The sequence below is a fragment of the Gordonia metallireducens genome (assembly GCF_021245825.1).
Classification (GTDB): Bacteria; Actinomycetota; Actinomycetes; order Mycobacteriales; family Mycobacteriaceae; genus Gordonia; species Gordonia namibiensis.
Genome location: NZ_JAJQJP010000050.1, coordinates 1 through 13,366 on the forward strand (window position 1 = coordinate 1; position 13,366 = coordinate 13,366).

The 13,366-nt window shown below is 68.0% G+C and carries 16 protein-coding genes and 1 pseudogene; 2 read left to right on the top strand and 15 right to left on the bottom strand.

Annotated elements, in window-relative coordinates; translation table 11 throughout:
* From LQD00_RS19000 to mtrA, 3 genes and pseudogenes are all read right to left on the bottom strand, one after another.
* Positions 1-275, bottom strand: a pseudogene (locus LQD00_RS19000) (hypothetical protein); the annotation flags it as partial.
* Entirely contained in the window at positions 272-1,942 is a 1,671-nt protein-coding gene (gene mtrB / locus LQD00_RS19005) for an MtrAB system histidine kinase MtrB (protein ID WP_232718799.1), read from the bottom strand. The pseudogene LQD00_RS19000 and the gene mtrB, both read right to left, overlap by 4 nt.
* Positions 1,939-2,616, bottom strand: a complete 678-nt coding sequence (gene mtrA / locus LQD00_RS19010) for an MtrAB system response regulator MtrA (protein WP_004023513.1) — start codon at positions 2,614-2,616, stop codon at positions 1,939-1,941. Before mtrA ends, mtrB begins: the two co-directional genes overlap by 4 nt.
* A 98-nt stretch (positions 2,617-2,714) precedes the next feature.
* On the opposite strand from mtrA, the gene LQD00_RS19015 reads away from it, so the two are divergent.
* Both LQD00_RS19015 and LQD00_RS19020 read left to right on the top strand, forming a co-directional pair.
* Positions 2,715-3,347, top strand: coding sequence for a dTMP kinase (locus LQD00_RS19015; protein WP_232718800.1), 633 nt, complete (start codon positions 2,715-2,717; stop codon positions 3,345-3,347).
* Positions 3,348-3,476: 129 nt separating this feature from the next.
* Positions 3,477-4,241, top strand: a complete 765-nt coding sequence (locus LQD00_RS19020) for a hypothetical protein (protein WP_232718801.1) — start codon at positions 3,477-3,479, stop codon at positions 4,239-4,241.
* 98 nt (positions 4,242-4,339) lie between these two features.
* On the opposite strand, the gene ahcY is transcribed toward LQD00_RS19020, so the two are convergent.
* The 12 genes from ahcY to LQD00_RS19080 all read right to left on the bottom strand — a co-directional run bounded on the left by ahcY (position 4,340) and on the right by LQD00_RS19080 (position 13,337).
* Entirely contained in the window at positions 4,340-5,815 is a 1,476-nt protein-coding gene (ahcY, locus tag LQD00_RS19025; RefSeq protein ID WP_232718802.1) for an adenosylhomocysteinase, read from the bottom strand.
* 120 nt (positions 5,816-5,935) lie between these two features.
* The gene (locus LQD00_RS19030; protein ID WP_143932550.1) at positions 5,936-6,115 is read right to left on the bottom strand and encodes a methionine/alanine import family NSS transporter small subunit; all 180 of its coding nucleotides are present in this window, start codon (positions 6,113-6,115) and stop codon (positions 5,936-5,938) included.
* Complete coding sequence (locus tag LQD00_RS19035) at positions 6,115-7,692, bottom strand: sodium-dependent transporter (protein ID WP_232718803.1); 1,578 nt, start codon at positions 7,690-7,692, stop codon at positions 6,115-6,117. The genes LQD00_RS19030 and LQD00_RS19035 overlap by 1 nt, the downstream gene beginning before the upstream one ends.
* A gap of 204 nt (positions 7,693-7,896) precedes the next feature.
* Positions 7,897-8,193, bottom strand: coding sequence for a WXG100 family type VII secretion target (locus LQD00_RS19040; protein ID WP_005197550.1), 297 nt, complete (start codon positions 8,191-8,193; stop codon positions 7,897-7,899).
* A 29-nt stretch (positions 8,194-8,222) separates the two neighbouring features.
* A complete protein-coding gene (locus tag LQD00_RS19045) occupies positions 8,223-8,537 on the bottom strand; it encodes a WXG100 family type VII secretion target (protein WP_006360164.1) in 315 nt (104 codons plus the stop codon).
* A 118-nt stretch (positions 8,538-8,655) separates the two neighbouring features.
* The gene (locus LQD00_RS19050) at positions 8,656-9,462 is read right to left on the bottom strand and encodes an ESX secretion-associated protein EspG (protein ID WP_232718804.1); all 807 of its coding nucleotides are present in this window, start codon (positions 9,460-9,462) and stop codon (positions 8,656-8,658) included.
* A complete protein-coding gene (locus LQD00_RS19055; RefSeq protein ID WP_232718805.1) occupies positions 9,459-10,523 on the bottom strand; it encodes a PPE domain-containing protein in 1,065 nt (354 codons plus the stop codon). The genes LQD00_RS19050 and LQD00_RS19055 overlap by 4 nt, the downstream gene beginning before the upstream one ends.
* Before the next feature lie 87 nt (positions 10,524-10,610).
* Positions 10,611-10,922 (bottom strand): PE family protein, encoded by a 312-nt coding sequence (locus LQD00_RS19060; protein WP_232718806.1) that lies wholly within the window; start codon positions 10,920-10,922, stop codon positions 10,611-10,613.
* Positions 10,919-12,268, bottom strand: coding sequence for a hypothetical protein (locus tag LQD00_RS19065; protein WP_406567064.1), 1,350 nt, complete (start codon positions 12,266-12,268; stop codon positions 10,919-10,921). Before LQD00_RS19065 ends, LQD00_RS19060 begins: the two co-directional genes overlap by 4 nt.
* Complete coding sequence (locus tag LQD00_RS19070) at positions 12,265-12,573, bottom strand: type VII secretion target (protein WP_006360169.1); 309 nt, start codon at positions 12,571-12,573, stop codon at positions 12,265-12,267. Before LQD00_RS19070 ends, LQD00_RS19065 begins: the two co-directional genes overlap by 4 nt.
* Before the next feature lie 57 nt (positions 12,574-12,630).
* Positions 12,631-12,945 carry a YbaB/EbfC family nucleoid-associated protein gene (locus tag LQD00_RS19075; protein WP_232718941.1) on the bottom strand — a complete coding sequence of 105 codons (315 nt, stop codon included), beginning with the start codon at positions 12,943-12,945 and terminating at the stop codon, positions 12,631-12,633.
* An 8-nt stretch (positions 12,946-12,953) separates the two neighbouring features.
* Positions 12,954-13,337 carry a hypothetical protein gene (locus LQD00_RS19080; RefSeq protein ID WP_232718808.1) on the bottom strand — a complete coding sequence of 128 codons (384 nt, stop codon included), beginning with the start codon at positions 13,335-13,337 and terminating at the stop codon, positions 12,954-12,956.
* Between the last annotated feature and the right edge of the window lie 29 nt (positions 13,338-13,366).

Consider the following 13,366-nt stretch of genomic DNA (forward strand, 5'->3'; position numbering starts at 1 on the left):
GTCGACCAGCGCAACGAGGACTCCGTGCGAATGGGATCGACCGTCGACTTGAGGAACGCGCGGACAAGGGCTTCGGGATCCATGTCGGACTGGGGCACCGGGGCCGCGTTGGTGGCGCCCTCCCGCTGGAACGACTTGATGGGCTGCGGGGACGAGTCGTTCGGGATCGACCCGCACGCCGACACCACGACCATCGCCACGGTCGCGGTCGCGACGGCGATCAGGAACCCCAGAACACTCCGCCGCGGGTGTTCCGGATGACGTACGACGCTCATTCGGTACCAGCCTCCACACCCGGTGTGCGGCCGCTCGTCTTGGCGGCGGCCCGGGGCGCCGAGCCGACCGACTTCAGCGGCAGCGGCGAACCGAGCACCTTGTGGCCGCGGACGAGGGGCAGCGTCAGCCGGAAGCAGGCGCCCTTGCCGGGTTCGCCCCACGCCTCGAGTCGGCCCTGATGCAGGCGGGCGTCCTCGATGCTGATGGCCAGGCCGAGACCGGTGCCGCCGGAGCGCCGGAACCGCGACGGATCCGAACGCCAGAACCGGTTGAACACCAGCTTCTCCTCCCCCGGCCGTAGCCCGATGCCCTGGTCGCGGACCGTGATGGCGACGGCATCGCCGTCGGACCGCATCGTCAGCGTCACCGGCCTCCGTTCCCCGTGGTCGATCGCGTTGGCGAGCAGGTTGCGCAGAATCCGCTCGACGCGGCGCGGGTCGATCTCGGCGAGCACCGGTTCGGCGGGCAGGTCGAGGACGAGCTCGGTCCCCGTCTCCTCGGCGAGGTGTCGGACGGTGGCCAGCGCACCGTCGATCGGGATGGCCATGTCCATCCGTTCCGCCGCCAGCTCGGCCATGCCGGCGTCATGGCGGGAGATCTCCAACAGTTCGTTGAGCAGGGTCTCGAACCGGTCGAGTTCCTTGTCGAGCAGCTCGACCGAACGCTTGCGGACAGGGTCGAGTTCGTCGCGGCCCTCGTAGAGCACGTCCGACGCCATCCGCACGGTGGTCAGCGGCGTCCGCAGCTCGTGGCTGACGTCGGAGGTGAACTGGCGCTGCAGGCCGCCGAACTCCTCGAGGTGGGTGATCTGCTTGGACAGGCTCTCGGCCATGTCGTTGAACGACATCGCCAGACGGGCCATGTCGTCCTCGCCGCGCACCGGCATGCGCTCCTTGAGGCGGCCGTCGGCGAACCGCACGGCGATCCGGGAGGCCGACCGCACCGGAATGACCACCTGCCTGGAAACCAGCCAGGCGATCGCGGCCAGCAGACCCAACAGGACGATGCTGCCGGTCAGAAGGGTGCCGCGGACGAGATCGACGGTGTTCTGTTCCGCGGTCAGAGGGAACACCAGATACAGCTCGAGTCCCGGCACCGAGGCGTTGGTCGGGGTGCCCACGATCAGGGCGGGCGCCTGTCCGCCGGAACCGTCGGGAACCTGGGTGTACTGGTAGGCCACCTGGCCGCCGCGGACCATGTCCCGCAGGTTCGACGGCACCTCGGCGGTCGGGCCGACGCCGCTGGACGCGCTGCTCTCGGCAGCACCGGGGACCATGAGCACGGTGTCGAAGGCGCCGACCGTGCCGGACGTCTGACCGGTGTCGGCATCACGGTCGGTGAGCAGCGATCGCGTCTGACGAAGCCGGTTCTGCACCGACATGTTGCCTGCGCCGCTGGAGAGGTCACGTTCGACCGAGATGCGGGCGCGGTCGATCTCCTCGGTGGCCGCGGCCAGCTTCACATCGAGGAGGCGGTCGGTGATCTGGGAGACCAGCACGAAACCGAGGATGAGCAGAACGACGACCGACAGCAACAACGTCGACGCCACGACCCGTAACTGCAACGAGCGCCGCCAGATGTGCCCGAAGGCACGTCCGACAGCGCCGGCAGCACGGGTGAAGCGCCCGAAAGTGCTGTTGACCCGTCGTCGAGATCGACCGATCACGGCGGGCCGGCCTTGTAGCCGACCCCCCTCACAGTCAGGACGACCTCAGGGTTCTCCGGGTCGGTTTCGACCTTCGCGCGCAACCGCTGGACATGCACGTTCACGAGTCTAGTGTCCGCCGGGTGGCGGTAGCCCCACACCTGCTCGAGGAGGACGTCGCGGGTGAAGACCTGTCGCGGCTTGCGGGCGAGCGCGACCAACAGGTCGAACTCGAGCGGTGTCAGCGAGATCGGGACGCCGTCGCGGGTGACCTTGTGTGCGGGCACGTCGATCTCCACCGGACCGATCGACAGCAGTTCGGCCGGCTCCTCGTCGGTACGACGCAGACGGGCGCGGACGCGGGCGACGAGTTCCTTCGGCTTGAACGGCTTGACCATGTAGTCGTCGGCGCCGGATTCGAGACCCAGCACGACGTCGACGGTGTCGGACTTCGCGGTCAGCATGACGATCGGGACGCCGGAGTCGGCACGCAGGACACGGCACACGTCGATGCCGTTCATGCCCGGGAGCATCAGGTCGAGCAGCACCAGGTCGGGGCGGATCTCGCGCACGGCGGTGAGTGCCTGCGTACCGTCACCGACCACAAAGGGTTCGAAACCCTCGCCGCGCAACACGATCGTCAGCATCTCGGCGAGAGCGGCGTCGTCGTCGACGACGAGGATGCGTGGCTTCATGTGTCCAATGGTGACACCATCGTGATGAAAGCGTGGTGAATGACGCGCCGGAGGTGGACGTTCTGGCCCGATTCGTCCCACGCCATAGACTCCTGCGCGTGGGTCAGTTGATTGCGGTAGAGGGGCTCGACGGCGCCGGCAAGAACACGTTGGTGACCGGTCTGGTCGAGCGCTGGACGGCGTCGGGTCTACAGGTCGCGACGTTCACCTTCCCGCGCTACGGGCAGTCGGCGACCGCCGACATCGCCTCGGAGGCATTGCACGGTGCGCATGGTGACCTCCGGGACAGCGTGTACGCCATGGCGCTGCTGTTCGCCCTCGACCGGGCCGGCGCCGCAGCAGACATCGCTGCCGCGACCGAATCCAACGACATCGTCATCCTCGACCGCTACGTGGCGTCGAACGCCGCCTACAACGCCGGGCGCCTCGGACAGGACGCCGACGGCGAGGTCGTGCGGTGGGTCGCCGACCTCGAGTACGGACGATTCGGCATGCCCGTCCCCGACCGGCACGTCCTGCTCGGCGTTCCCGCCGAGGTGGCCATGCAGCGGGCCGAGAGTCGGGCCGCCGCCGACGCGAGCCGGGCACGCGACGCCTACGAACGCGACAGCGACCTGCAGCGCCGCGTCGACGCCGTCTACCGCCAACTCGCCGAGGCCCGGTGGACGTCCCCGTGGCACCGGTACGACGGCGAGGACATCGCGGCGCTGGCCGACCTCCTGACCCGCTGATCTCCGACCGGCGCGTGGACCGCGAGTCCCCCGCCGGGCGTCATGCGGATGTACGCCACCCCCGCGACCGGGCTCTGCCGTTGCCAGGGCTCTTCGCTAGCCTGGATCAATGACTGGGGAGGGGGTCGAATGACCTATCAGCCGCCACCACCCGGTGGCCCACCGCCGCCGATCGGGCCCGGTCGGCCCGGATACCACCACGGGCCCGGCCCCGGTGGACAGCGGCCGTTCCCAGGACAGTTCCCGCCCGCGTCACAACCGCGACCCGCCTACGGCCCGTACGGAGCCCCGCCGCCGCACGGCGTCCAGGGGCCCGGACCGTACGCACCCGGCGGCGGCTACGGAGGTCCCCCCGGCGGGCCCTACGGTCCCCCACCGCCCAAGCGGAACACCGGCGCGATCATCGCCTGGATCACCGGCGGCGTGGCGATCGTCGTCCTGGTCGCGCTCGTGGTCACCCTGGTCGTGATGTCGTCCGGGCCGGAGGAGTCCACGGTCGCAACCGGTTCGAGCACCTCGTCGAGCACCTCCCCGGGCAGATCGTCGAGCCCCGCCCCCGAATCCGCCGACTACGCAGCGCTTTCCCAGATCCGCGCGGCCCTGCAGAACTACGTGGCGGCACGCAACGCGCGCGACGTCGTCCGCATGAAGGCCGCGGTCTGCAGCCAATCGCGGGAGCGCATCACCGGTCCACCGCCCACCGAGGACGGCCTGATCGTGCTCGACGGTTTCCTCGACACGGTCTTCGACGGCAACGTCGCCCAGTCCGAGGTCGTGTCCCACCTCGAAAAGGGCAGCCGCCGAACCGAATCCGAGAAGTCGAAGGAGCGGTTCCTGAAGGAACGCGGCTCGTGGATCTACTGCCCCGACGCCGAACCCGACATCGGAGCCTGACCCCAAAACGACGCAAACCCACCCTTTTTCGACATTTCCACCACCGCTGAGGGTGGTGGATCTGCCGAGAAAGGGTGGGTTTGCGTCAGCCTGCTACCTCAGTAGCGGTAGTGCTCCGGCTTGTACGGGCCTTCGACGTCGACGCCGATGTACTCGGCCTGCTCCTTGGTGAGTTTGGTCAGCTTGCCGCCGAGCGCCTCGACGTGGATACGCGCGACCTTCTCGTCGAGATGCTTGGGCAGGCGGTAGACCTCGTTGTCGTACTCGTCGTTCTTGGTCCACAGCTCGATCTGGGCGATGACCTGGTTCGAGAAGCTGTTGCTCATCACGAACGACGGGTGGCCGGTCGCGTTGCCGAGGTTGAGCAGACGACCCTCGCTCAGCACGATGATCGACTTGCCGTTCTCGAAGATCCACTGGTCGACCTGCGGCTTGACCGTGATGCGCTTGGCGCCCGAACGCTCGAGGCCGGCCATGTCGATCTCGTTGTCGAAGTGGCCGATGTTGCCCAGGATCGCCTGGTGCTTCATCTGACGCATGTGGTCGAGGGTGATGATGCCCAGGTTGCCGGTCGAGGTGATCACGATGTCGGCGTTGCCGATCGCCTCCTCGACGGTGACCACGTCGTAGCCGTCCATGAGGGCCTGCAGCGCGTTGATCGGGTCGATCTCGGTGACCTGGACGCGTGCACCCTGACCGGCCAGCGACTCCGCACAGCCCTTGCCGACGTCGCCGTAACCGCAGATCAGAACCTTCTTGCCACCGATGAGAACGTCGGTGCCGCGGTTGATCCCGTCGATCAGCGAGTGGCGGGTGCCGTACTTGTTGTCGAACTTGGACTTGGTGACCGAGTCGTTGACGTTGATCGCGGGGAACGCCAGCTCACCGGCAGCGGCGAACTGGTACAGCCGCAGCACGCCGGTGGTGGTCTCCTCGGTCACGCCCTGGACCGACTCGGCGATGGTGGTCCACTTGTTCTTGTCGGTCTCGAAGCGCTTGCGGAGCAGCTCGAGGAAGACCTTGTACTCGGCCGGGTGGTCGTCCTCGGTGGGCGGCACGACGCCGGCCTTCTCGAACTCGGCACCGCGCAGAACCAGCATGGTGGCGTCGCCGCCGTCGTCGAGGATCATGTTGGCCGGCTTGTCCGCCTCGGGCCAGGTGAGCATCTGCTCGGCGGCCCACCAGTACTCCTCGAGGGTCTCGCCCTTCCAGGCGAAGACCGGGACGCCCTTGGGCTCGTCCGGGGTGCCGTGCGGACCCACGACGACGGCCGCAGCCGCGTGATCCTGGGTCGAGAAGATGTTGCACGACGCCCAGCGGACCTCGGCGCCGAGCGCGACGAGAGTCTCGATCAGCACCGCGGTCTGAACGGTCATGTGCAGCGATCCGGAAATGCGAGCACCCTTGAGCGGCAGCACATCTGCGTTCTCACGACGCAGTTCCATGAGTCCGGGCATCTCGTGCTCGGCGAGCTCGATCTCCTTGCGGCCGAAGTCCGCCAGGGACAAATCGGCCACCTTGTAGTCGATCCCGTTGCGGCTGTCGGCCTTCAGCTCGTCCTGAGCAGTCGTCATCTGATCCCCTTGTCGTTCGCTTCGTGCGCTGCGTGTGCAGCGATTGTGCGTTCGATCCAGGCTATCGGACCACGCCCGCCGAGCCCATGGTCAGGTGTCGGGCCCTGCTCCGGCCGCCGGTCAGGTGTCGCGGGTCGGGTGCGGCTGCGACGCTCGGTCCTCGTCGTCGCGGACGAGGTCGGGGTCCTCGAGGAGGCCCTCGACCTCGGGGCGGCGGTTCAGGTAGATGACACTCGCGACCAACCCTCCCCACACGATCCCGATGGAGATGAGGAGCATGACGATGGCGATCCCACTCATCAGACGGTCTCCTTGCTGGGCTTGGGGCCGGCGCCCCGAACACCTTCGGGTAGCGGTGGCCATGGCAGGAAGTCGGGGTTGTCGCGCCCCTTCCACGACGGCAGGGACAGGCCTACGGCAGCGACGACGAGCAGCGCGATGGTGCCCCAGCCGAAGACGGTGATGTACCAGGTCGGGTATCCCTCGTAGCCTTCGTCGATCACCGACCACACCTTCTGGACGAGCATGATCGTCAGGAAGATCGGTGCTACCACGCCGACGAGGGCCAGCCAGATCCTGCCCACCTTGAACGTCGACACCGCATTGAGATGGTGACGCAACATGTCGCCGCGGCGCAGCACCCAGACCATGATGATGGTCATCAGGATGGCCGAGGAGACCACCCCGACGTTGTTGGCGAACATGTCGACGGTGTCGAGGGCGATGAGCCCCGAAGTGGTGGAGAACAGCCCGACCGAGATGAGACCGCACACCACCGACACACCGACCGCTGCCTTGGTCCGCGAGAGTCCCCACTTCTCCTGGATGCCCGCGGAGACGCCGATCATCAGCGAGATCAGCGAGGTGAAGCCGGCGACCACCAGCGAGCCGAAGAACAGTGCGCCGAAGAACGCCGCGCCGGGCATCTCCGAGATCACCGCCGGGAACGTCACGAACGACAGGATCGGTCCGGTGAGGCCTTCCAGGTCCGACACCGCGATCTGCTGCTGGTAGGCGAGGAAACCGAGGGCGGAGAACACGCCGATGCCGGCGAGGATCTCGAACGAGGAGTTGGCGAACGCCACCACGAGACCGGAACTGGTCATGTTGGCCTTACGCCGCTGGAACGAGGCGTAGGCGATCATGATGCCGAACGCGATCGAGAGCGAGAAGAAGATCTGGCTGTACGCCGCGATCCATACGTCGAGGTCTTTCAGCGCCGCCCACTTCGGGGTGAACAGAGCGTTGAGGCCGTCGACGGCACCGGGCAGCGTGACCGCGCGGATCACCAGTCCGGCGAACCCGATGAACAGCAGCGGGATGAAAACGATGTTGACCTTCTCGATGCCGTTCGCGACACCGAGCAGCAGCACAGCGAGGACCGCGAGCCACACGACGATCAGAGGCAGCGCGACTCCGCCGACGATCGTCGTGGAGACACCCGGATCACCGACCTTCAGGTACTCGCCGGTGAAGAAGCCGGCCGGATCATCGCCCCAGCTCTGGTTGAAGGAGAAGAAGAAGTAACTGAGCGCCCACGCGATGACCGCTGCGTAGTAGACGCCGATGACGAACAGCAGGCCGGTCTGGAACCAACCGAGCGCCTCGACCGGCTTCTTGATCCGCCGGAACGACAGCGGCGCGGTTCCTCGGAAGCGATGCCCGACCGCATAGTCGAGGAACAGCACCGGGATTCCGGCGGTCAGCAGAGCCACGAGGTAAGGAATGAGGAAGGCCCCACCACCGCTCTCGTAGGCGACGCCGGGGAAGCGCCAGATGTTGCCGAGCCCCACCGCGGATCCGATCGCGGCGAAGATGAATCCGGAGTTCCGGGTGAAGGTCTCCCGGCTCTCTCCGGCGGCTTTCGCAGACGTCACTGCTACCTCCTCATCGAGCGCTGAGTCCGCCGGGTACGGGCGCCCCGGGGACTATCAGGTGCTGACGCTATCGCAATCATTCCCTCGCCCGCGGAGGTTGTCGTCGGCCTGTCGAAACGCTCCCCGGCAGACAACCGCGTCATTCGGACAGACGACGACGGGGACCCCGCGTGTGACCGCGGAGTCCCCGTCGAGTCGACCCACTCAAGCGAGCGAACGGAACCCGCTCGCGATGGAGGAATCGGTGTCGGACATGGTGCGACTGGCGTTGGTGACGCCGTTCTGCAGTGCCATGAGACGCTCGCGCGACTGAGCGAAGGCACGGTCGAAGTTCGCCTGCGCCTCGAGGTACGCGGCCTTCGCCTGCGCCGAGTTCCAGTTGCCGTCGAGTGCGGCGACCTGGTTCTTCAGCTGCGTGTTCTGGTCGTCGAGCTGCTGGAAGGCGCGACCGAGCCCACTACTGAGGTCGCCCAGCGCCGCGAAGTCGTAATTGATGGTCATCAGAATGCCTTTCGAAGAGGGTGGGAAGGTCAGACGCCGAAGTGCCCGGCGGCAGCCGAGTCCTGGTCTTCGTAACCGGCGAAGCCGTTGGTCATCTGCGCCTTGATCTGATCGAGAAGCTGGTTGAGCGTGTTGGCTTCTTTGTTCCAGTCGGTGTGCGTGCCGTCGAATGCCGCGCCCGCCTTGCCCTGCCACGTCGGGGTGGTGTTCGCAGCGTGCTTCTGGATCACCCCGATCGTCTCCTTCATGTCCGCGACGATCCCGCCGACCGCCGCAGCGGTGGCCTGGCCCTCCGCGACATCTACCTTCACTCCGGCGCCGCCTGCTCCGGGCAGATTCAGCATGAGTTCTCCTCCTGTGTAACGGCACCGTTTGGCGATGCCCCCGTTGGTATCCGTGACACAGATACCGCTGACAGTTGTTTCCCACGGCGGTATGGACCGCGAGATCCCCCGACCCCGATCATGTCAACCACGTCCCGCCCGGGAGGGTCTCGATCAGCAGGCGCACGGCCTGCGCGATCCGATGACCCGAACCCGGTGAGAGGGTGGTCCACACCCGACCGTCCGGAGACTTGCTGGGGCTCGACACGATCCGCCCCCTGGCGGTGTCGAAAACGGCCAGGGCCCCAGAAGATTGAGAGAATCGTCCGTCCTCGTTCGCAGAGGCGACGATCTCGGTGCGCACCCGACAGGACGCGAATGCCGAGGAGATGACGACGGCATCGGACAGCGGGGCGCCGAGCGTGTACAACGCGTCGGTGGTCTCGGTGGCCGAGCCGCTACGTCCCAGACTGTCGACGAGTTCGTCGGTGGGAACCGAGAACGACGTGAACTCGCACGCGGTGGCCTCGTCGAACCTGGAGCGCAGGATGTCGGCCACGGCGTCGAGGTCGGCGATCTCGACGACGGCCAGGTCGAGTCGATCACCCACGCGCTCGGCCAGGACGTGCTCGTATCCACTGCGAGCCAGGCAGAGTCGTCGCACGCCGGTCTCGGCGAAGCTACGCATCTCGATCTCGCGTTCGGGCCGCGACAGGACGCGGAGCACGGTGGCCAGCCACGGGACGGGCTCGTCGTGGTCCACCAGGTCGAGGGCGGCGACGGCCGCATCGGTCTTCCGGTCGGCCATACGCTGGGCGTCCTCGTCAGCAGCACCGACGGGCATGTCGAGGACCACCGGCCAGGTCTGTACGCCGAAGCGATCGCCGAGTCGCCGAAGCACGGCCGCGTCGAGCGCGACGGGGGCGTCGTGGGGCGTCGTCATCATGAGCGGTCCCCCGGGTTCCCGAGCAACAGCGTCTCCGACAGGTACCGCGGATCGACCTTCGGCGATTCGGCATCCGACGCCGAGACGTAGTGGACTGCAGGACGATCGGAGGTCTCGATGTCAGCCCAGGTCAACGGGGTGTCGAGGCTGTCCGACGCTCGGGCCGGGTCGTCGTCGGCAGGTGCCGGCTCGGATTCGACGGCGACACTGCGGATCGTGGCGCCACGATCGGCGGCCGCGGCCGTCCCGGGTGCGATCGGCGGCGGCACGCCGGGGCCCGATGTGGTGGTCGAACTCGGGTGCGCCGTCACCGATGTGGCGGCCGACGATCCCGCACTCGCCACGACAGTCGGCGCGTACCGGAGCTTTTCGGCGGGCGGTGCATACACCCCGGGCATCCCACCCATCATCGGCGGCATCGCCGGTGTCATCGGAGGCGTGACCGTGGGTGGGGCGGCGGCACGGGCCGCGGCGGCCTCCTCAGACGCGAGCGCCGCGCCGGACACCAGGTCGGGCGCTCGACGGGAGGACGGCCACGGTTTGCCCACGGGCTCAGTCGCGTTCTCGTACGTCTGCATGACGCGGGCGGCACGCATCCGCTGCTGGGCCATCGCACGTTCGGCCTCGGCCGCGGCGCCCGCGATGATCGGGACGACAGCTGTTGTGGTGGTGGCGATCTCGTGGAACTTCTCCACAACCTCGACTTCGGCGAGGTTGGGCATGTTGAGGCGCGCGACGGTGGTGGCCGCGGCCTGCGCCTCAGCACGCACGGCGTTCTCGGCCGCCTCGGTGGCGGTCTCGGCGAACCACGGCGCGAGCTTCGTCAGCTTCTCGAACGCTGCACTGGTGTGGGCGGACTGCCAGTGCACGCCCAGCCGTCCGAGGACCGCCGCGTATTCGATCCCGGCTTCGCCGATCTCGGTCGCGAGTGCTGCCCACGCGGCTCCCGCTTCCACCAGCGGCGCGGGACCCGGCCCGGCGCCGAGGTCGGCGGCCAGTTGTTCACTGGTACGTGAGTCCCAGTTGACGCCGGTGAAGCCGGCTCCGGTCGTACTGGTCATGGTCCCTCCCCTCTGCTGGGCGACGAGTCTGATGCGAGGTCCGAGATCGGTCTGCCGCAGCGGCAGCAACGGTCCCGTTCTGTCGGCTTACACCTGGAGCTTGAAGGCAGCGGCCGCCTCGGCCTCGCCCTCGATGAAACCGGAGGCCTGTGCCCGTAGCAGGGCAGCGATCTTGCGGAGCTCGAGAACACCCGTGGCCGAGTCCTTCTCGAAGTCCCGAGCCACCGTCGTGAAGCTGGCCGCGGTTGCGGTCGACACCTCGTCGCGCCCCTGGGCGTCGACGGTGAGCTTCGGCCCCGCACCGGTGAGCGCAATCTCGAGTCGGTCCGCGATCTTGTCGAGATCGACTGCCGCCGACATCAGCTCAGCGGGTTCGACGCGGAGTTGTGCGTTGCTCATGCTTCCTCGTTTCGTGTCAGGCCGGGCACGCCCAGCCGTAGTTCGATATCGGGACCCGGATCGGCCTCGGCCGCCTCGTCGTGGCCGATGACCGCCGGCGCGACCTCGGGGTCGTCACCGACCACCGCACGCCCGTTGTCCTCGGTCACCAGGTAATCGGGCACGCTGTGCTGGCCTTCGGAGGCGCCCGCCCCGCGGGCGCCGGCGCCGGCTGCACCCATCGGGGCACCGCCCATCGGCATCGCTGCGGGTGTGGTCGAGACACGCGGAGCCGCAGACGATCCCATGGCCGGTTCGCCGACGCCGAAACCGGTCGGCACGGTTGGCCGGGAAGCACTCAAGGGCGTCATCATGCTTCCGATCCCGCCGACGCCGCCGCCACCACCTCCGCCACCGCCGCCACCGCCTCCGCCGGCACCCTTGGCCTTGGCGAGCGGGCTCCCGGCGGGGGCGACGATCGCCGTGTCCGGGTTGACGCCGAGCATCTTGCTGATCGGCTGCATGAGGGTGGACGGCAGTTCGGCGGCCGTCGACACCGCCGGGGAGACGACGTCGAGGACCGAGCTCGCCAGGGTGAACGGCGACTGCCCCGCACCCGCGGTCGGTGCACCGGTGATCGCGACCGGCGCACCATTGGCGGTCATCGCCGTTGTGGGGGCGAGCAATTCGGCACGGGTCACGGCGACCGCCGCGGTGGCCAGTTCGAGCCCGGCCCCGGCGACGACGGCTGCGGTACTGAGACCGACCGCGATCGCCGGGCTCATGATGACGGGCACCAGGGCCGAGATCTTGGCGACCGTCGCCGCGACGATGCCCTGGACCACGGCCAGCCCCTTGGCGACGATCGCGGCTGCTGTCTTGGTGTCGATCGAGATCCCGGACCCCTGCGCGGCGAGCGCGGTGCTGTTGGTACCGGCCTCGGCGGTCTTGGTCGCCGCTCCGACCGCACCCTGACCCGCCCACAGCTGATCGGCGAGCTTGAGTGCGCTCTGCCCCATCGTCATCGACGTCTCGAGCACCTTGGTGAGGCCGTCGAAGATGATCGTCGGGTCGAAGCCGGCGCCGCTCAGGTCACCGGTGCCGAAGCCACCCAGCAGATCGGTGATCGGCTTGATGAACATGTCGAGGTTGGGCGGCTGGATCGGCGGCAACCCGGGCATCGGCGGCAACGGCGGAAGGACCGGCAGCGGCGGAAGCCCGAGGCCCCCGAGGGCATCGGCGACCGTGCGATCGAGGATCGGCCCCAGCGGACTGGCGTCGATCATCTCCTGGACGGTCATGTGGCTGAGTGCAGGCACATCCGGGACGCCGGGCAACGGGCCTGGCATCGGAGGGACCGGACTCACAGCACCGAACGGATCGCCGCGGCGGTCGCGGCATCGGTGCCCTCGTACTCGGCGAGACCCGCGACCGTGGAGGCGGCGGTCGCGGCGTGTACCGCGGCGAGCTGCCCGACGGACATCAGGTGGTTGGCCTGCGCGAAGATGAAGGACGCGAGGAACTCCTGGCCGATGAGGCCGAACACCGGGACCATCGCGGCCGTGTTGGCCGCGGCGTCGATCGACCCGGCCGTTCCGATGGCCGAGGCCATTGCCGCATTCGTCGCCGCGAAGCCTTCGAGCGCTTCGGATGTCACTTTCACGTTCGTCATCGCAACCCCCTCGTGAGTGCAAGTCCTGTCGATTGACCGTCTGTCGGCCGGTTCACGTCATTCACCCGCCGGGCGCGCGCCGAGCATGTCGCCGAATGATTCGTTGAAGTCCTCGGTCACCGCCGCCACCCGTGCGTAGACCCGTTGTGCGGCAAGGGCCGACGTCGCCACGATCTGTTCACCGAGCCGGCCGGCGCCCAGTTCGTTCGCGCCGTGCGCCAACCGGAGATCGACCAGCGCGCCCTTGGCGTCCACCTCGACCGTCACCAGGCCGTCGGCCGAGGTGACCGTCACCGTGATCGCCTCGAGGCTCTCCTGGAAGGACCGCAGGCCGTCGAGCTGACGGGCGGCACGTGCCTCGAGTTCGTCCATTGCCCAGCTCATCGGCGCAACCACGACGTCATGGCGTCGGCTTCCTCGTCGTCGCGCTCTTCGGCCGCGGCCAGGTCCTCGGGTTGTGGCAGTTTCATCTCGTTGACGAGATCGCGATCCACCCCGGCCGCGAGCAGGTTCTCCCGCAACCGGATTCCGGCCGACATCGCGGACTGCCTGCAGAGGCGCAGGATGTCGGCGGCCAGCAGTTCCGGGTGCTTGTCGAGTTCGGTGGAGGCGATGTGCACGGCCACCGGCAGGCCCTGGGCCGTGGTCCGGACGGCGAGACCACCCGACCGCGAACGCGCTTGCGAGAACTGATGGACGACGGCCCACGGATCGTCGTCGCGCGCATCATCGGAATGCGCTGCCGTCTCTTCGGTGTAGCTCATGGATGCCGAACCCCCCTTCACGCCGATTT